This window comes from Geobacillus genomosp. 3 (assembly GCF_000445995.2).
GTDB lineage: Bacteria > Bacillota > Bacilli > Bacillales > Anoxybacillaceae > Geobacillus.
In genome coordinates this window covers 2,285,887-2,305,658 of record NC_022080.4, presented here as the reverse complement: position 1 = coordinate 2,305,658, position 19,772 = coordinate 2,285,887, and the positions used below count along the sequence as shown (strand labels likewise).

Below are 19,772 nucleotides of genomic sequence, written 5' to 3'. Positions count from 1 at the left end.
GTTTCGCCCCGCGGCGGATGACGGAGGGACGACAACGATGCAAGAGCAGAAGTTCCGCATTTTAACCATTAACCCTGGTTCGACCTCAACGAAAATCGGCGTCTTTGAAAACGAACGGCCATTGCTCGAAAAAACGATCCGCCACGAGGCGGAGGCGCTTCGGCAATATAAAACGATTGCGGATCAGTATGAGTTCCGCAAACAAACGATTTTGCAAGCCCTCGATGAAGAAGGGATCAATTTATCCAAATTGAGCGCTGTCTGCGGCCGCGGCGGGCTGCTCCGCCCGATCGAAGGCGGGACGTACCGCGTCAACGAGGCGATGCTTGCTGATTTGCGCCGCGGCTATTCAGGCCAGCACGCATCCAACCTTGGCGGCATTTTGGCGCACGAAATCGCCTCAGCCTTAAACATTCCGGCGTTTATCGTCGATCCGGTCGTCGTCGATGAGCTCGACCCGGTCGCCCGGATCAGCGGCTTTCCGCCGATTGAGCGGCGCAGCATTTTCCACGCCTTGAATCAAAAAGCGGTCGCCCGCCGCGTCGCCAAACAGCTTGGCAAACGGTACGACGAGTTGAACTTGATCGTCGCCCATATGGGCGGCGGCATCACGGTCGGCGCCCACAAGCAAGGAAGGGTCGTCGATGTCAACAACGGCCTTGACGGCGAAGGCCCGTTCAGCCCGGAGCGCGCCGGGACGGTGCCAGCGGGCGATTTGGTTGCTTTATGCTTCTCTGGTGAATATTACCGCGAAGAGATCATGAACATGCTCGTCGGCGGCGGCGGCCTTGTCGGTTATCTTGGCACGAATGATGCGGTGAAAGTCGAGAAAATGATCGAAGCCGGCGATGAAAAGGCCAAGCTCGTCTATGAGGCGATGGCGTACCAAGTGGCGAAAGAAATCGGTGCAGCCAGCGCTGTGCTTTCCGGCAAAGTCGACGCCATCATTTTGACCGGCGGCCTGGCGTACGGCAAATCGTTCGTCGAACAGATCACCCGCCGCGTCCAATGGATCGCCGATGTCATCGTCCACCCGGGCGAAAATGAATTGCAGGCGCTCGCCGAAGGCGCGCTTCGCGTCTTGCGCGGCGAAGAAGAGGGAAAAGTGTATCCAGGCAAGGCCGTTTCGCCGGTTCCAGCCCGGCGCTGATGCGGCAACGGACAGAAAGGAGAAGGCAAGATGGCAAAAGAATACGATGTCGTCATTCTCGGCGGAGGAACGGGTGGCTATGTGGCCGCCATTCGCGCCTCGCAGCTCGGGTTGAAAACGGCCGTTGTGGAAAAAGGGAAGCTCGGCGGCACGTGCCTGCACGCTGGCTGCATTCCGTCCAAAGCGCTGCTTCGCAGTGCCGAAGTGTACGCACAAACGAAAAACGGCGAGGCATTTGGCGTCATCGCCGACGGCGTGCGCCTTGATTTTGCCAAAGTGCAGGCGCGCAAAGCGGCGATTGTTGAGCAGCTCCACAAAGGCGTGCAGCATTTGATGAAAAAAGGGAAAATCGATGTGTACGCCGGCACCGGCCGCCTGCTCGGCCCGTCGATCTTTTCCCCGCTGCCGGGGACGGTGTCGGTCGAAATGAACGACGGCAGCGAAAACGAAATGCTCGTCCCGAAATTCGTCGTCATCGCCACCGGTTCGCGTCCGCGCACGCTGCCGGGGCTTGAGCCGGACGGCGAATTGGTGATGACGTCCGATGAAGCGCTGCAAATGGAGGCGCTCCCGTCGTCCATCTTGATCGTTGGCGGCGGCGTAATCGGCATGGAATGGGCGTCCATGCTTAATGATTTCGGCGTTGACGTGACGGTGCTGGAATATGCCGATCGCATTTTGCCGACAGAAGATGAAGACGTGTCAAAAGAAATGGAAAAACTGCTCCGCCGCCGCGGTGTCAACATCGTCACGGGAGCGCGGGTGCTCGCGGAAACGCTCGAGAAAGGAAACGGCGTCACGATCCAAGCGGAGCATCAAGGCGAGCGGAAAACGTTTACGGCCGACAAGATGCTTGTTTCCGTCGGGCGGCAGGCGAACATTGAGGGGATCGGCTTGGAAAACACCGAGATTGTCGTGGAGAAGGGGTATATTCAAACGAACGAGTTCGGCCAAACGAAAGAATCGCACATTTACGCGATCGGCGATGTCATCGGCGGCCTGCAGCTTGCCCACGTCGCCGCCCATGAAGGGATCGTCGCCATTGAACATGTAGCCGGGCATAACCCGGCGCCGATCGACTACACGACGGTGCCCCGCTGCATTTACACCCGGCCGGAAGCCGCTGCCGTCGGCTTAACGGAACAGGAAGCGAAGGCGAAAGGCTATGACGTCAAAGTCGGCAAGTTTCCGTTTAAAGCCATTGGCAAGGCGTTGGTGTTCGGCGAAGCGGAAGGATTTGTAAAAATTATCGCTGACCGCAAGACGGACGATGTGCTCGGCGTTCATATGGTCGGGCCGCACGTGACCGATTTGATTTCCGAGGCGGGGCTTGCCCGCGTGCTCGATGCGGCTCCGTGGGAAGTGGCCCACGCGATCCATCCGCACCCGACGTTGTCAGAGGCGATGGCGGAAGCGGCGTTGGCGGTCGACGGCAAAGCTATTCATTTTTAACCGATTTCGCCGTATGCGCGCGGCGCGTGATCATTGGTTGACTATGTGAATCTAAGGGAGGTTGTTGCGATGGCGCAAAACCGTCATCAGGCGCTTGGATTAAGCGATGACACGGTGTTGGAAATGTATGAAACGATGCTCTTGGCCCGCAAGCTCGATGAGCGGATGTGGCTGTTAAACCGGGCGGGGAAAATTCCGTTCGTCATCTCATGCCAAGGACAGGAAGCGGCGCAAGTCGGCGCGGCGTTCGCCCTTGACCGCACGAAAGACTATGTCTTGCCGTATTACCGCGATGTGGGCGTTGTCCTGACGTTTGGCATGACGCCGAGAGAATTGATGTTGGCGGCGTTTGCCAAGGCGGAAGACCCGAACTCCGGCGGCCGGCAAATGCCAGGGCATTTCGGGAAAAAGAAAAACCGGATCGTCACCGGTTCATCGCCCGTGACGACGCAAGTGCCGCATGCGGTTGGCTTTGCGCTGGCGGCGAAAATGGAAAAGAAAGATTTTGTCGCCTTCGTCACGTTCGGCGAAGGGTCGTCGAACCAAGGCGACTTCCATGAAGGGGCGAACTTCGCCGGCGTTCATAAACTCCCAGTCATCTTTATGTGCGAAAACAACAAGTACGCCATTTCCGTGCCCATTTCGAAACAACTCGCGTGCGAAAAGGTGTCCGACCGCGCCATCGGCTATGGCATGCCGGGCTATACGGTCGACGGCACCGACCCGCTCGAAGTGTACCGCGTCGTGAAAGAAGCGGCTGACCGCGCCCGCCGCGGCGAAGGGCCGACGCTCATCGAGGCCGTGACATACCGGCTGACGTCGCACTCGTCGGACGATGACCACCGCGTCTATCGGACGGAAGAAGAGCTCGCCGAAGCGCGCGCCAAAGACCCGATCGTGTCGTTTGCCAACTATTTGAAAGAAACGGGCGTTTTGACCGATGAACGGGATGAAGAAATTCAAGCGCGCGTCATGAAGGAAGTGAACGAAGCGACTGACTACGCTGAGAAGGCGCCGTACGCCGAGCCGGAGCATGCGCTTCGCTACGTGTATGCCGAGGAGTAAGGGGGAATCGACGATGCCTGTTATTTCCTATATTGATGCCGTCACGATGGCGATTCGCGAAGAAATGGAACGAGACCCGCGCGTGTTTGTGTTGGGAGAAGACGTCGGCCGAAAAGGCGGGGTGTTCAAAGCGACACAAGGATTGTACGAGCAGTTCGGCGAAGAGCGCGTCATCGACACGCCGCTTTCCGAGTCGGCGATCGTCGGCGTCGGCATCGGCGCGGCGATGTACGGCCTGCGCCCGATTGCCGAAATTCAGTTTGCCGATTTTATCATGCCAGCGGTCAACCAAATCATTTCTGAAGCGGCGCGCATCCGCTACCGCTCGAACAACGACTGGAACTGCCCGATCGTCATCCGCGCCCCGTACGGCGGCGGTGTTCATGGCGCTCTCTATCACTCGCAGTCAGTCGAAGCGATTTTCGCCAACCAGCCTGGGTTAAAAATCGTCATGCCGTCGACGCCATACGATGTGAAAGGGCTGCTGAAAGCGGCGATTCGCGACGAAGACCCAGTGCTCTTTTTCGAGCATAAACGCGCCTACCGCCTCATTAAAGGAGAGGTGCCGGAAGATGACTACGTGCTGCCGATCGGCAAGGCGGATGTGAAGCGGGAAGGGGACGACATCACGGTCATCACGTACGGGCTTTGTGTCCATTTTGCCTTGCAGGCGGCCGAGCGCGTCGCCCAAGACGGCATTTCCGTCCATCTGCTCGATTTGCGCACCGTCTATCCGCTCGACAAAGAAGCGATCATCGAAGCGGCGAGCAAAACGGGCAAAGTGCTGCTCATTACGGAAGACAACAAAGAAGGCAGCGTCATGAGCGAAGTCGCCGCCATTATTGCGGAGCATTGTTTGTTCGATCTTGACGCGCCGATTATGCGCCTCGCCGGCCCGGACGTTCCGGCCATGCCATATGCGCCGACGATGGAAAAGTTCTTTATGGTCAACCCGGAAAAAGTCGAAAAAGCGATGCGCGAATTAGCGGCGTTTTAGAAGACATTGCAGCCAAGATAGGAGGGTATCGATGTGGCCATCGAACAATTGACGATGCCTCAGCTCGGGGAAAGCGTCACGGAAGGCACGATCAGCAAATGGCTCGTTTCCCCGGGCGACAAAGTGAACAAATACGACCCGGTCGCCGAAGTCATCACCGATAAAGTGAGCGCGGAAATTCCGTCGTCGTTTGCCGGCGTCATCCGCGAGCTGATCGCCAAAGAAGGAGAAACGCTCCCGGTCGGCGCGCCGATTTGCACGATCGAAGTCGAAGGCGAAGCGGCCGCACCGGAAGCGAAGCCGGCCGATGAAGCGCCGAAAGCAGAAGACAACACGAAGCCGACCGCTCCGAAAAAGACAGAACGGGCAAACAACGGCCGCTACTCGCCGGCCGTGCTCCGCCTCGCCCAAGAGCACGGCATTGACCTGGAACAAGTGGAAGGCACCGGCCTTGGCGGGCGGGTGACGCGCAAAGATTTGCTGAAGCTTATTGAGTCCGGGCAAATGCCGAAAGCGAAAGCGGCGCCGGCGGCGGAACAAGCGGCGCCAAAAGCGGAACCGAGAACGGAACAACCGGCCACAGCCGCCGCAACCGTTCAACCGTCTGCCGCGGCCGCGCCAACCGCGCCGCAGGCAGCGCCGATCAAACCAGCGGCCCCGAACGTCGAAGCCGGAGCGGGCGACATCGAAATTCCGGTCACCCCGGTGCGCAAGGCGATTGCGGCGAACATGCTCCGCAGCAAACACGAAGCGCCGCACGCTTGGACGATGGTCGAAGTCGACGTCACCGATCTTGTCGCCTACCGCGATGCCATCAAAGACGAGTTCAGGCGGCGTGAAGGCTTCAATTTGACGTATTTCGCCTTCTTCGTCAAGGCGGTCGCCCAAGCGCTGAAAGAATTCCCGCAGTTGAACTCAGTGTGGGCGGGCGATAAGATCATTCAGCGCAAGGACATCAACATATCCATCGCTGTCGCGACGGATGACGCCTTGTTCGTGCCCGTCATCAAGCACGCCGATGAAAAAACGATCAAAGGCATCGCCCGCGAAATCGCCGAACTGGCGGCGAAAACGCGCGCCGGCAAGCTGCGTCCGGAAGACATGCAAGGCGGCACGTTCACCGTCAACAACACCGGCGCGTTCGGCTCGGTGCAGTCGATGGGCATTATCAACTACCCGCAAGCGGCCATTTTGCAAGTGGAAACGATCGTCAAACGCCCGGTCGTCAAAAACGGCATGATCGCCATCCGCGACATGGTCAACTTATGTTTGTCGCTTGACCACCGCGTCTTGGACGGCCTCATTTGCGGACGCTTCCTCGCCCGCGTCAAAGCGATTTTGGAAAACATGAACAAAGACAATACGCCGATTTATTAACGATTCCCCCATCGCCATCGGTTGGCGGTGGGGTTTTTATATGGCGCGATTTCAAACTTCTTTCACAAATGTGAGGTATAATGAGGGCAGAAACGAACGTGCGAAGGAGAAAAACGAGATGAATCGAGCGAGCATGTGGATGCTGTTGTGTTGCTTCTTTCTGCTAAGCGGCTGCGCCAATCCATCGTTTCCTCCGGTGGCCGATTCGCTTTCTGTCGTCATCAGCCTCGATGTCAAAGGGGAAACGGTTACGTTTTGGAATGCGGACACTGGCGACAAGATCGCCCGCTGGAACATCCGTGAGCCGTTTCAAGGCGGGGCGTTGAGCCCGGACGGCCGGACGCTTCTTTTGTACGGGCGGGACCTCGACCGCATCTATCGGTACGACCTCGCAACCGGGAAGCTGCTCCGTGAGTGGAAAACGGGAAACGGCATCGTCAGCGCGGCCCCGTCCCCGGATGGCCGGACGTGGTTTTTCGGCGATAGCACCCGCCGCGCTGTGATTGTCGTCGACCGGGACGGGAACGAGGTCGCCCGCCTTTCGGTCGGACGCTCCCCGATGACGTTGCTTGTCAACCGCGATGGCACGAGGTTGTATGCGATCGATTTCCAAGATGAACGCGCATCGATCATTGATGTGGACCGACGCCGCGTCATTCGTTCGTTTGCCGTGCCGAAGTTCGCCTTAGGCGGAGTGGTGCGCGAGCAGGAAGGGGAGCTGTGGGTCGGCGGACATGGAAGCGGAAATAAGGTGGAGGAGAATATCCACGTCTATTCGCTTCAAGACGGCCGCTTGCTCCGGACGATACCCGCGCCTGTCATGCCGGTTGATTTTGCCGAAACGAACCGCGGTGTGTTTGTGCTAAGCCACGGTTCAAACACGGTCTATCAATTTTCGCCAAGCGGCAGGCGGATTGGCTCCGTCTCTGTCGGTGCCAATCCGTTTGCCATCGAGGCGGCAGGCGGCCGCTTGTATATCGCCAGCTATGACAGCGATGAAATCATCGTGGTCGACGAAGCGACGATGCGTCCGCTTGCCCGTTGGAAAACAGGGGATGGCCCGCTGCAGCTGCTCATCCGGGAGGGACGGTAAATGGACAAGCGAACGGTGTTGATTGTTGATGATGAAGAAGACATGCGCCTGCTTGTTGGCATGTATTTGGAAAACGCCGGCTTCCGCTGCTTGGAAGCAGGAGACGGGGACGAGGCGTTGGCGATTCTTGGGCAACAGCCGGTTGATGCAGTTCTATTGGACGTCATGATGCCAAAGCAGGACGGATTCGCCGTCTGCGCCCGCATCCGCGAGCAGTCGGACGTGCCGATTTTGTTTTTGACGGCACTGGGAGAAGAATGGGATAAAGTGAAAGGATTGAAGCTTGGCGGCGACGATTACATCGTCAAGCCGTTCAGCCCGGGGGAGCTCGTCGCCCGTCTTGAGGCGGTGCTGCGCCGGGCGCGGCGCAGCCGCGAACAGAATGGCCGGCTGCAATTCGGGGAACTCGCCATCGATGAAAAAGGCCGGACGGTGGCCGTTGGCGGCGAGGCGGTGAAGCTGACGTTGAAAGAGTTTGAGTTGCTGCTGTTTTTGGCAAAACACCCCGGTCAAGTGTTCAGCCGCGACGAATTGCTCGTCAAAGTGTGGGGATATGATTATACAGGAAACGCCCGCACGGTCGATACGCATGTGAAAACGCTGCGCATGAAGCTGAAAGACGCCGCTCGCCATATTCAAACCGTATGGGGCATCGGCTACAAGTTTGAGGGATGAACATGAAACGGCTTCGGTTAGGACAAAAACTATGGCTGTCGATCGGCGCCGCGGTCGTGGTGACGCTGGCGTTTTCTTTTGGTCTTCTCAATTATTTTTACCGGACGGTGTACATGAAAGAAGTTGAGCGAACGTTGATCGCGGAAGGGACGAGCCTCGCCCGCGACTATCGCGGCGGGGCGGTGACGGAGGCATATCGCCGTCAAATCGAATGGTATGACGAAAAATCAACGGCCACGATCTTGTTGATTGACAACCCGCGCGAACTGAGCGCCTGCTTTCCGTTTCCGGTCCACTATGATGCGTTAGTCAGCGGCCGCGACCGGGAAACATTGTTAGCCGGGAAGCCTGTTGTCAAAACGGGATACGAAAAGCGGTTCGGCCGCCGCGTGATGGCGGTCGTCGTTCCGCTTTTGGACGGCAAGCGGCTGGAAGGAGCGATTTACTTATATTTGCCGTTAGCCGACATCCAAGAAGCGACGAAGCGGGCGGCGGCCGCGTTTTGGCCGCTTGCGGCCATGTTCGCCGCCGCGCTTTTGGTTGCCGGCAGGCGGATGGTGCGGCAAATGACCGAACCGCTGCAGGCGATGGAACAAGCGGCAGAACGCATGACGGAAGGCCGCTATGAAGCGGCCATCCCGGTGCGGACCGATGATGAAATCGGCCGCTTGGCGAAGGCGTTCAATCAAATGGCGGATGCCATCGCCAAAGAAGACGAGCGAAAGCGCGAGTTTTTGGCCAATGTCTCGCATGAGCTGCGCACGCCGCTCAGCTATATGAAAGGATACAGCGAGGCGCTCCTGGCCGGCCTCGCGAAAACGAAGGAAGAAGAAAAGGCGTACCTTCGCCTCATCCACCGCGAAACGGAGCGGATGGAGCGGCTGGTGCGCGATCTTCTTGACCTGGCGCGCCTTGAAGGGCAAAGCGTGCCGCTCGAGCGCGCGCCGGTGGCGTTCGCCCAAGTGATCGAAGATGTCATCGCCACATACGAGCCCATCGCGGCGCAAAAGCGAATCCAACTGTCATGCGAATTGGACTATGACGTCATCGTCAACGGCGACGCCGACCGGCTTGAACAAGTCGTGCGCAACTTGCTTGACAACGCCATTCGCTACACCCCGGAAGACGGCGCGGTGACGGTGCGGCTTTCCCGCCTGTCGGAAGCAGAAGGCGAGCTTGTCATCCAAGATACGGGAAAAGGCATGCCGAAAGACCAGCTGCCGTTTCTCGGCCAACGCTTTTTCCGCGTCGACCGCGCCCGCACCCGCAAAGAAGGCGGCACCGGTTTGGGGCTGGCGATCGTCAAACAAATCGTCGCCCTTCATGACGGCGCAGTCCAGTTCGACAGCGACCTTGGACGCGGGACGACTGTATCGGTCCGCTTGCCGCTCGTTCGGGAAGAGGAATAAACATCGTTCAAGATGCAGGGATTTTCACGGTGTATAATGAATGAAAAATAGGAGGCAGGTGGAGGATATGGGTGCACCAGAAAAGGAACAGGCCCCTATGACCTACAAAGAGTATGCGACATGGCCGGAAGGGAAACGGTGCGAGGTGTTGGATGGGAACATCATCAGCATGGCGCTGTCGCCGATGCCGGAACATCAATGGATTTCGCTCCAGCTTTCGATCGAATTTGGGATGCATCTCAGAGGGAAGGATTGTCGCGTGTTGACCGCTCCGATCGATGTGTATCTTTTCGAAGACCATCGAAAGCAATGGATGGACGAAAACGTCCGAAACTGGGTATGTCCCGATCTTGTCGTCATCTGCGATAAAAACAAAATTCAAAAAAATCGCATTGTCGGGGCGCCGGATTTGGTCGTCGAGATCTTGTCCCCGGCCACGGCCAAAATTGACCGGATGGACAAACGGATCGCGTACGAACGGGCTGGGGTGAAGGAATATTGGATCGTTGACCCGGCGAATCAAGTGGTGGAAGTGTATTTACGTCAGGAAACAGGGGCGCTGGAACTTCGCGGAGTGTACAACCGGGATGACGCCGTTTCCGTTCATGTATTAAAGAATTTCGTGATTGACTTGCGAAACATTTTTCAACAGGAATAAATGGCGATCAGGATTTTCGCTAAACGGCGATTTGGAGGGGCAAGGGGGCATGCCACAACGCCCTCTTCCTTTCATCGTATCGTCGCACGGTGGGAGGAGGAGGCTTCTCGCAGGCGGGACGGCCGTTTGCATTCCAGATGCGAATGGCCTCGTCATCTGCCTGTTGTCCCAAGATGTTTTTTCATGGCTTCTTGGAGGATTTGTGAATTGATGACAAGGCGTTGTTTCGCCAAGTCATCGAGCCATTTCGGGATCGTTCATGTTTTTTTGACCGCTTTGTTTTCCATTTCATGGCGAAATGGTGGCATCAGCAAATCGTTTGCCTTTTTGTTCATTGCCCAAACGCGGCCGATGTACTACAATAAACATAGAAACCGTTTTTTCCCACACGAAGCGTCATCAGCGCTTCGTCCCGGGCAGACGGGTTCCGGGAGGAAAAGGTGCGGCTTGAAAAGAAAGCGGTTTCTTATGTCTGGAAGGCAAAGGGGGATGGGGAATGAGCGATGTCGCGAAGATGAAGGAAGCGGCGTTTCCGGTTCCGACAGTGGAGGAGTGGGAGCGGGAAGCGGAAAAGTCGCTGAAAGGCAAGCCACTTGAGCGGCTTCACTCGATGACGTACGAAAACATTGCGGTGAAACCGCTCTATACGCGCGCGGATTTGGAAGCGCTCGGCCCGCTTGAGCAATACCCGGGCTTCGGCCGGTACGTGCGCGGGGCGCGGCCGGAAGGGTATCGGGGCGGGCCGTGGAAGGTGAGCCAGGAGATTTCGGCGGCGAGCCCGTCCGACTGGAACGAGGCGGTGAAGCACGACTTGGAGCGGGGGCAGACGGAAATCCATCTTGCCCTTGGCCGGCTGCCGTTTGCCGTCGAGTCGGTGGAGGATGTGGCGGCGATGTTGGATGGCGTGCCGCTCGATCGCGATTCGCTCCGGGTGGATGCCGGGGTGCGGTCGCTTTCGTTTTTGGCGCTTTTGGCCGCTTATTTAGAGGAACGGGGCGTGCCGCCAGCGAGCGTACGAGGCGCGATCGGCATGGATCCGCTCGGGGCGTGGGCGGAACAGGGGACGCTTTCGTGTTCGCTTGAGCGGCTGTATGATGAGATGGCGGAAGTGACGAAGTGGGCGAAGGATGAGATGCCTGCCGTCCGCACGATTTTGGTGCGCGGCGAGCCGTACCATAACGGCGGGGCGAACGCTGTGCAGGAGCTGGCGTTTGCGCTGGCGACGGCGGTCGAGTACATCCGCGCCGGGCTGGACCGGGGCTTGACCGTCGATGACATCGCGGTGCGGATGCAAGCGTCGTTTGCGGTCGGGGCGGACTTTTTTATGGAAATCGCGAAACTGCGGGCGGCGCGGCGGTTGTTTGCCCAAGTGATCGAGGCGTTTGGCGGCGGCGAATCGGCAAGTCGGATCGAGCTGCATGTGCGCACGTCACCGTTTACGAAAACGGTGTACGACCCGTATGTGAACATGCTTCGGGCGGCGGCGGAAGCGTTTGCGGCCGTTGTCGGCGGCGCCGATGGCGTGCACGTGTCGCCGTTTGACGAGGCGATCGGGCTCGCCGATGAATTTTCGCGGCGCATCGCCCGCAACACGCAGCTCATATTGCTTGAAGAGGCGCATATGGCGGACGTCATCGATCCGGCGGGCGGCTCGTATTATGTGGAAACGTTGACCGCTAGACTTGCCGAAGAAGCGTGGAAGCTGTTCCAGCGCGTCGAGGAACAAGGCGGCATGGCGAAGGCGCTCGCAAACGGCTTCGTGCAGGCGGAAGTGGAAGCGGTCGCCAAGCGGCGGCTCGATCGCGTCAAGACGCGGAAGGAAAAAATCGTCGGCACGAACGTGTATGCCAATTTGGCGGAAACGCCGATCGAAAAGCCGAAGCAAACCGCAGCGAACGGGGCGCCGCCGCTCGATGAAAAGCGGGTGGCCGATATTCGCAGCGCGCTTGCCGGCGGGAAGTGGATGGAAGCGGCGATTCGCGCGGCCCGCCGTCGAGCAACCGCTCGGGAGATCGCGGCGGCGCTGACGGACGGGAATGCGGCTGCGGCCATCGCGCCGATTCGCGCATGGCGTTTGGCTGAGCCGTTTGAGCAGCTGCGGAAGGCGGCTGAGAAGCATGCGGAACGCACCGGAAGCCGGCTTTCCGTTCACTTGATCAATATCGGACCGCTTGTCCGCCATCAGGCGCGCGCCGATTTCATCGCCGGGCTGTTTGCGGCCGGCGGGGTGGCGGCTGAACGGAGCGACGGCTTCGCCTCGGTCGAGGAAGCGGTCGAATGGGTGCAAAGCACGGACGGGACGCATTATATCGTGTGCGGCGCCGACGACGACTACCCGGCGTTCGTTCCGGCGTTGGCGGCGGCGTTCAAGCAAGCCAAGCCGAACGCGAAGCTGTATGTCGCCGGAAAGCCGCCGGAAGAGCTTGAGAGAACGTACGCGGACGCGGGCGTGGACGGATCGATTCATCTCGGTTCGAACGCGTACGATGTGATCGTGGCGTTTCTAACGGAAAGAGGGGTGGCGCTTGATGGCGAAATACGTTGATTTTACCAACATGACGCTTTCCGCGGCGGCCGATGTGGATGAGAAACAGTGGAGAGACGCGGTGGAGCGGCGCGTGCAAGCGTCGATCGATGAGCTGTTGGTTCAGACGAATGAACACATTGCGGTGAAGCCGCTGTATACAAAGAATGACATCGAGGGGCTCGATTTTCTTGATTATATGCCCGGCTTGCCGCCGTACTTGCGCGGGCCGTACCCGACGATGTACGTCGTGCGGCCGTGGACGATCCGCCAATACGCCGGCTTTTCGACCGCCGAGGAGAGCAATGCGTTTTACCGGCGCAATTTGGCGATGGGGCAAAAAGGGCTGTCGGTCGCGTTTGACCTGGCCACCCATCGCGGCTATGACTCCGACCATCCGCGCGTCGTCGGCGACGTCGGCAAAGCGGGAGTGGCCATCGACTCGGTGCTTGATATGAAAATTTTGTTTGACGGCATCCCGCTCGATCAAATGTCGGTGTCGATGACGATGAACGGGGCGGTGCTCCCGATCATGGCGTTTTACATCGTCACCGCCGAAGAGCAGGGAGTGACGCAGGATAAACTGTCGGGCACGATCCAAAACGATATTTTGAAAGAATATATGGTGCGCAACACGTACATTTACCCGCCGGAGATGTCGATGCGCATCATCGCCGACATTTTCGCCTATACGGCGAAATACATGCCGAAGTTCAACAGCATCAGCATCTCCGGCTACCATATGCAGGAAGCCGGGGCGCCGGCCGATCTGGAGCTGGCGTACACGCTCGCCGACGGGCTTGAGTACGTGCGCACCGGTTTGAAAGCCGGCATTGATATCGACTCGTTCGCGCCGAGGCTGTCGTTTTTCTGGGCGATCGGCATGAACTACTTTATGGAAGTGGCGAAAATGCGGGCGGCGCGCCTCATGTGGGCGAAAATGATGAAGACGTTCGATCCGAAAAACCCGAAATCGCTCGCTCTCAGAACGCATTCGCAAACGTCAGGCTGGAGCTTGACCGAGCAAGATCCGTTCAACAACGTCGTGCGCACGCTCATCGAGGCGCACGCGGCGGCGATGGGGCATACGCAGTCGCTCCATACGAACGCCTTGGATGAAGCGATCGCCTTGCCGACCGATTTCTCGGCGCGCATCGCCCGCAATACGCAGTTGTACTTGCAGGAAGAAACAGGCATTTGCCGGACGATCGACCCGTGGGCCGGTTCGTATTACGTCGAGACGTTGACGAACGAGTTGATGAAGCGGGCGTGGGCGCATATCGAAGAAATCGAAAGCTTAGGCGGGATGGCGAAAGCCATTGAAACCGGCATCCCGAAAATGCGCATCGAAGAAGCGGCGGCCCGCCGCCAAGCGCGCATCGATTCAGGAGCGGAAACGATCATCGGCGTGAACAAATACCGCCCGGAAAAAGAAGAGCCGATCGACATTTTGGAAGTCGACAACACCGCCGTGCGCCAGCGGCAAATCGAGCGGCTGAACGAGCTCAAGGCGACGCGCGACAACGAGCAGGTCGAAGCGGCGCTTGCCGCCATCACGAAAGCGGCGGAAACGGGCGAAGGGAACTTGCTTGAGCTCGCCGTCCAAGCGGCGCGCGTCCGGGCAACGCTTGGGGAAATTTCGTATGCGATCGAAAAAGTGGCGAAGCGCCATCGCGCCGCCATCCGCTCGATCAGCGGTGTCTACAGCTCGGAATACAAAAACGAAGCGCAGCTGGAACGGGTGAAGCGGCGGGTCGAGCAGTTTGCGGAACTTGAAGGGCGGCGCCCGCGCCTATTGGTGGCGAAAATGGGGCAGGACGGCCATGACCGCGGGGCGAAAGTGATCGCGACGGCGTTTGCCGATCTAGGGTTTGACGTCGACATCGGTCCGCTTTTCCAGACGCCGGAAGAAACGGCGCGCCAGGCGGTGGAAAACGATGTGCACGCGGTTGGCATCAGCTCGCTCGCCGGCGGACATAAAACGCTCGTGCCGCAGCTCGTTTCGGAGTTGGAAAAACTCGGACGCGGCGACATTCTCGTCATCGTTGGCGGCGTCATCCCGCCGCAAGACTACGCTTTCTTGTATGAGAACGGCGCCGCCGCCATCTTCGGGCCGGGCACGGTCATTCCGGAAGCGGCGGACAAAGTGCTCGATGAAATTTACGCCCGGCTTGGCTATGAGGAAGTGAACCAATGAACGGCGAAGAGAAACGGCGGGAACAGGCAAGCGGCCAGAGCGCAGTTTCGGATGGGCAGCCGCGGCGCCCGGAATGGGCGGACGGCAATGGTCTGTCGTCGTACGTGCAAGCCGAGCGCCCACCGGCGCCAAGGCGGGTCGTGAGACGGAAAGAGCGGTCGGTCGAAGAGTACGTCCAAGGGGTGCTCGCCGGCGACCGCACCGTTTTGGCGCAGGCGATTACGCTTGTCGAAAGCAATGCGGCTCGTCATATCGATCTCGCCCAACAAGTGTTGAATAAATTGCTTCCGCACGTCGGCCGCTCGGTCCGCATCGGCATCACCGGCGTGCCGGGAGCGGGAAAAAGCACGTTCATTGAAGCGTTCGGCACGTTTTTGTGCGAGCAAGGGCACCGCGTCGCGGTGTTAGCCGTCGACCCGACGAGCTCGCTGACCGGCGGCAGCATCCTCGGCGACAAAACGCGGATGGAGGCGCTCGCCCGCCATCCGCACGCGTTTATCCGCCCGTCGCCATCGGGCGGGGCGCTTGGCGGCGTGCACCGGAAAACGCGCGAGACGATGATGTTGTGCGAAGCGGCCGGCTATGACATCATTTTGGTCGAGACGGTCGGCGTCGGGCAAAGCGAATTTGTCGTCCGCGGGATGGTCGACTTTTTCCTCCTTTTGGCGTTAACCGGCGCCGGCGACGAGCTGCAAGGGATGAAGCGCGGCATCATGGAGCTCGTTGACGCCATCGTCATCAACAAGGCGGACGGCGACAACAAAGAAAAAGCAAAAGCGGCGCAAAAAGAATACAACCAGTTTCTCCATTACCTCCGCCCGGCCACGCCCGGCTGGGAGACGAAAGCGTACACGTGCTCGGCGCTTTTGGGCGAAGGAATCGCCGACATGTGGCGCATCATCCAAGCGTTCGTCGAGACGACGAAGCGATCCGGCGTCTTTTTCGACCGCCGCCGCCAGCAGCAAAAAGACTGGATGCACGCCATGATCAAAGAATATCTCGAAACGCGCTTTTTCGCCGACCCGATCGTGAAAGAAACGCTCCCGATGCTTGAGAACAGCGTCATTTCCGGCGCCAAGCCGGTCACGGCCGCCGTCAACGAGCTGATCGAGGCGTATGAACGGAAGCGGAGCGGTGAACTATGATATGATAAAGGCAAATCGAAGGAGGTGTTGAGATGTTCCAATTTCAATTTCCGCTCTATCACGACATCGTCGAGCAAGCGCGGCGCGAAGCGGTTGAAGCCGGGTTTGAAGAGCTGCGCACGCCGGAAGACGTCGATGCGGCGTTCAGCCGCCCCGGTACGACGCTTCTCCTCATCAACTCCGTGTGCGGCTGCGCCGGCGGCATCGCCCGTCCCGCAGCGGCCCACGCCGTCCATTACGACAAGCGCCCGGATCATTTGGTAACCGTCTTTGCCGGCCAAGACAAAGAAGCAACCGCCCGCGCGCGCGAGTATTTTGTCGGTGAGCCGCCATCCTCGCCGTCGTTCGCCTTGTTAAAAGACGGGAAGCTGTGCGCCATGCTCCACCGCCACGACATTGAAGGCCACGAGCCGATTGCGGTCGTGCAAAAGCTGCAGGCGCTGTTTGATGAATATTGTGAGGAAGTGTGAACGGAAACACCCGAAGCCAAAGAAGGCTTCGGGTGTTTTTCATGGTCATGATTGTTTGTGATCATACCCGTGGTGCTAGATAAACTCAAACAAGCATAAAAATAGCCCTTGCATGAGGATCCCCTTAAAATGAAAGTGCAACCAACCATTAAAAAGGAGGATCCCTATGCAAGAGCACTTTCATTTTACTACAGATCGGGCCAAGATTCAAAAGCAATATGCCGCCATTTTCGTTTTTGTTTCTGCTCAACTTTCATGCATTCAGGTGCATCTTCATCGTCGAAATCGCCATTTGGTCAAGCAAGAGGACGCTGTCATCATCGCCATTCATCTTTTAGGAAAGCTGCTCGGTTTTACTTCTGAACGGGCGTGGCATCGTTTTGTCACGGGAAATTTGTTCACAAACGGCTCGTTTCTCGAACGTTCCCGGTATAACCGCCGCTGCCGGGCGCTTGGCTTCGCTATCAAATGGATCCGCCATGAGTTGGCAAAACGCGGCCAACATCATGCCTATGCCGTCGTGGACAGCTTGCCGCTCCCATTGTGCCATACGGCAAGAATGCATCGCGTCAAACGGTTTCAAGAGATCGCCGACATCGGGTATTGCGCTTCCAAAAAGCAATGGTACTACGGGTTGAAGCTGCACCTTCAAGTGACCGATCAAGGGCTGCCAATGGGGTATGTGGTGACGGAAGCATCTTGCCACGATCGAATCGCAGCCGAAAGCGTGATGACCCAAATTCCCCACCCGTATAACTTTGGGGACAAAGGATTTATTAGCCGTGACTTGCAAAAAAGGCTGTACGAAGAATACCAAATGGCGCTTTGGACTCCGTCTCGAAAAAACCAGAAACATCGTGCGTCTGAGACATGGGAGCAGTGGATCCAACAAAAACGCAAAGTGATCGAGACGGTGTTCTCGGTTCTGGTTGACCACTATCGCATCACGGGGATCCGAGCCAATTCGATTATCGGATTTGAAGTGGCACTAGACGGTATATTGTTAGCTTATTCCCTGGTTACACTTGGGCTAGTTGAGCGCTAAAGCTCAACTAGCACCACGGGTATATAAAGTAAAAAAGATGAAGATGGTAGAAAGCAATAATTGGGCAGGTAAGTTCGAGATTCGTGCTCCAGGGAAAGCGAAAGTCTTATTGACATTTGAAGTACCGGTGCGCGCGGAAAAGCTGATTATGATCGTCAGACATGACTGGCTGCCTGGGGATATTGTCGTAGTAGTAAAGTAGAGAGACTTATTTTTTATGTCAAGGAAATGGCAATGCACCGATTTATTCGTATTCTGCTTCGACCGCTTCATTTGCGGTCGTTTCCTCATTTGTGTTTATTTATTTTAAATTTTTTGATTTTTTTTGTTTTTTATATTGACTACTCCATTTGTTTTTTATACTATTATATTAGGACTCTAATATATAGTATTCTTCCTTTATATAAAATCGTATTTGTTTTAATATTTCATAAAATATTGCTGTGAAGGCTTTTTTGAAAATTGCTATTTTATATGACGAGCATTATGCTTCAATACTTGGAATTTTGAAAACGCATTCAAACAAAATCAATATTCTAGAATTCTAGAATATAATAAACCATTCTGACTTCAATAATCTATTCGAATTGGAATCATATAAGCTAAGTAGATCTCAAGTGATGCGCTAAAGTTAAATTGTTTTAAAAAGCTATACTTCATATGTGCATCTGTGATGAAAATCTGCTTTCTCCATAAGCTTGCTACAGCAGGAGTTTCACATTGTTGGTTATGAACAAATCAACAATAAATAAAACTTTTACATATTAGCGTTTTTGGTGTGTAAACCATATTTTCCTCCTTTCTTAATAACTTTTAAAACACTCTTCTTTGAGGAGGTGATAAATATAACTATATTGAGTGAGCGATATAATTAGATTTTAATAGTAAAAATTTCATGAGAACACTTATAAGTCTACAACTTTTGCTGTGAATAGCAGCCCATCATCAAAGTGGATAGAGAAGCAAAGGAAGGATGTGATCCATCGGATGAGGTTGTAATTGTTGAGAAACGAACAACATCGACAATCTTTTACTTGAGGATTATTGAAATGTAGGCCTACGTGAGAAGGCGTCTTAGAAGTTAGACCATCGTTGAAAACTCTTTGGAGACGATAAAGAGAAGGGGAGGAAGAACTAATGGCGATTCAAAAAGAACAAATCGAAGGCGTTTATTTATCAGATGGGACTAAGGTTAGCGATCTAGTGGATTTGGAGAACGGATATATTTCTGCGCGAACAATCAGTGATCCTGAGATTTATCAACTAGAAATAGAAAGAATATTTTCTAAAGTTTGGATTCCTGTTGCTCATGAATCAGAAATCCCGAACAAAGGAGATTATGTTTTGAGATATATTGGCGACGAAGAAGTAATTGTTTCCCGTTCAGAGCGGGGAGAAATCTATATTGTCCTAAACGCTTGTACACATCGGGGTATGCCTGTATGCCGTTCGGAAAGAGGAAACTCTTCTCATTTTCGCTGTCCTTATCACGGATTCACGTACAGGCAAAATGGAGATCTCATTGGAGTTCCGGCTCATCGGGAGGCGTTTGGTAATGCGCTGGATAAAAATCAATATAGTTTAGTTAGAGCAAGGGTTGCGACATATAAAGGACTTATCTTCGGTACCTTTAACGAAGAAGCTCCGCCGTTAGAAGAACAGCTGGGAAGTTTAAAATGGTATCTTGATATGATGCTCAAACATACGGACGAAGGAATGGAAGTGATTGGGACTCCGCAACGCTGGACTGTAAAAGCGAACTGGAAGCTAGGCACTGACAACTTCGTAGGGGATGCTTATCATACATTTATGACACACCATTCGGCAGTAAAATTAAAAATTGTTCCTAGTGGAGATCCGAAGTTTGCGTTTTATGGAGTCCATGTATCTTGTGAGAATGGAAATGGGCTTGGACTAATTGGTGGTCCGCCTGAAATGGACATTCCTCCTTTCTATGGCGCTCCTCCAGAAGTCGTTGAGAAGATTGAACGTAATCTGTCGGCAGAACATCAAAAAGCGTTTAGACGACTTGCATATATTCATGGAAACATTTATCCAAATATGTCTTTTGGATATTTCAGCTGGGCGACCGAAGATGGAAAGCGGCCAGGTTCCTATTTAACATTAAGACAATGGGTACCGCGAGGGCCACAAGAAATGGAAGTGTTTTCATGGGTTCTCATCGAAAAAGAAGCTCCTGATTGGTGGAAAGATCTAGCGAGAGAGACGTATGTTCGAACATTTGGCACGAGCGGTATGCTTGAGCAAGATGATGCAGAAATGTGGAAAAACATCACGCGGGTGACGAAAGGCTATATTGCGTCGAGAAAACTGAAGTTTATTTATCGTATGGGCATCGACCGTAAGCCTGAGCAGGGGAACTGGCCAGGTCCTGGAATCGTTTATCAAGGGGATTACAGCGAGGCGAACCAATTGAACATTTGGCGTCAATGGAAAAAATTGATGACCGAGTAAACGGTGATAAATGAGCTTTCGATACCGAGACAAAGGAGGA

The 19,772-nt window shown here is 55.7% G+C and carries 15 protein-coding genes and 1 pseudogene; 15 read left to right on the top strand and 1 reads right to left on the bottom strand.

The window, feature by feature from the left end; genetic code table 11:
- The first annotated feature begins 37 nt into the window (after positions 1-37).
- From buk to M493_RS11400, 9 genes are all read left to right on the top strand, one after another.
- The gene (gene buk / locus M493_RS11440; RefSeq protein WP_020960509.1) at positions 38-1,150 is read left to right on the top strand and encodes a butyrate kinase; all 1,113 of its coding nucleotides are present in this window, start codon (positions 38-40) and stop codon (positions 1,148-1,150) included.
- Between the two features lie 30 nt (positions 1,151-1,180).
- Complete coding sequence (gene lpdA, locus M493_RS11435; protein ID WP_020960508.1) at positions 1,181-2,602, top strand: dihydrolipoyl dehydrogenase; 1,422 nt, start codon at positions 1,181-1,183, stop codon at positions 2,600-2,602.
- 69 nt (positions 2,603-2,671) lie between these two features.
- Entirely contained in the window at positions 2,672-3,667 is a 996-nt protein-coding gene (locus tag M493_RS11430; RefSeq protein ID WP_020960507.1) for a thiamine pyrophosphate-dependent dehydrogenase E1 component subunit alpha, read from the top strand.
- Positions 3,668-3,680: 13 nt separating this feature from the next.
- Positions 3,681-4,664 carry an alpha-ketoacid dehydrogenase subunit beta gene (locus M493_RS11425; protein ID WP_020960506.1) on the top strand — a complete coding sequence of 328 codons (984 nt, stop codon included), beginning with the start codon at positions 3,681-3,683 and terminating at the stop codon, positions 4,662-4,664.
- Between the two features lie 33 nt (positions 4,665-4,697).
- Positions 4,698-6,041, top strand: coding sequence for a dihydrolipoamide acetyltransferase family protein (locus tag M493_RS11420; protein WP_020960505.1), 1,344 nt, complete (start codon positions 4,698-4,700; stop codon positions 6,039-6,041).
- A gap of 118 nt (positions 6,042-6,159) precedes the next feature.
- On the top strand, positions 6,160-7,134 hold the full coding sequence (locus tag M493_RS11415) for a YncE family protein (protein WP_020960504.1): 975 nt from the start codon (positions 6,160-6,162) through the stop codon (positions 7,132-7,134).
- On the top strand, positions 7,135-7,809 hold the full coding sequence (locus M493_RS11410; protein WP_020960503.1) for a response regulator transcription factor: 675 nt from the start codon (positions 7,135-7,137) through the stop codon (positions 7,807-7,809).
- A gap of 2 nt (positions 7,810-7,811) precedes the next feature.
- Positions 7,812-9,218 (top strand): sensor histidine kinase, encoded by a 1,407-nt coding sequence (locus M493_RS11405; protein ID WP_023817684.1) that lies wholly within the window; start codon positions 7,812-7,814, stop codon positions 9,216-9,218.
- A 67-nt stretch (positions 9,219-9,285) separates the two neighbouring features.
- A complete protein-coding gene (locus tag M493_RS11400; RefSeq protein WP_041267778.1) occupies positions 9,286-9,876 on the top strand; it encodes a Uma2 family endonuclease in 591 nt (196 codons plus the stop codon).
- A gap of 152 nt (positions 9,877-10,028) precedes the next feature.
- On the opposite strand, the pseudogene M493_RS19055 reads toward M493_RS11400, so the two are convergent.
- Positions 10,029-10,193 (bottom strand): annotated as a pseudogene (locus M493_RS19055) (type II toxin-antitoxin system HicB family antitoxin); the annotation flags it as partial.
- Between the two features lie 179 nt (positions 10,194-10,372).
- Here M493_RS19055 and M493_RS11395 point away from each other — a divergent pair.
- The 6 genes from M493_RS11395 (at position 10,373) to M493_RS11370 (ending at position 19,732) form a co-directional block, all read left to right on the top strand.
- The gene (locus M493_RS11395) at positions 10,373-12,421 is read left to right on the top strand and encodes a methylmalonyl-CoA mutase family protein (RefSeq protein ID WP_020960500.1); all 2,049 of its coding nucleotides are present in this window, start codon (positions 10,373-10,375) and stop codon (positions 12,419-12,421) included.
- Entirely contained in the window at positions 12,405-14,597 is a 2,193-nt protein-coding gene (gene scpA / locus M493_RS11390) for a methylmalonyl-CoA mutase (RefSeq protein WP_020960499.1), read from the top strand. The genes M493_RS11395 and scpA overlap by 17 nt, the downstream gene beginning before the upstream one ends.
- Complete coding sequence (gene meaB, locus M493_RS11385; protein WP_020960498.1) at positions 14,594-15,742, top strand: methylmalonyl Co-A mutase-associated GTPase MeaB; 1,149 nt, start codon at positions 14,594-14,596, stop codon at positions 15,740-15,742. Before scpA ends, meaB begins: the two co-directional genes overlap by 4 nt.
- 32 nt (positions 15,743-15,774) lie before the next feature.
- A complete protein-coding gene (locus M493_RS11380; RefSeq protein ID WP_020960497.1) occupies positions 15,775-16,212 on the top strand; it encodes a BrxA/BrxB family bacilliredoxin in 438 nt (145 codons plus the stop codon).
- Between the two features lie 166 nt (positions 16,213-16,378).
- Positions 16,379-17,257 (top strand): IS982 family transposase, encoded by an 879-nt coding sequence (locus M493_RS11375; RefSeq protein ID WP_011230510.1) that lies wholly within the window; start codon positions 16,379-16,381, stop codon positions 17,255-17,257.
- Between the two features lie 1,137 nt (positions 17,258-18,394).
- Positions 18,395-19,732 carry an aromatic ring-hydroxylating oxygenase subunit alpha gene (locus tag M493_RS11370; protein WP_020960494.1) on the top strand — a complete coding sequence of 446 codons (1,338 nt, stop codon included), beginning with the start codon at positions 18,395-18,397 and terminating at the stop codon, positions 19,730-19,732.
- Positions 19,733-19,772: the final 40 nt, after the last annotated feature.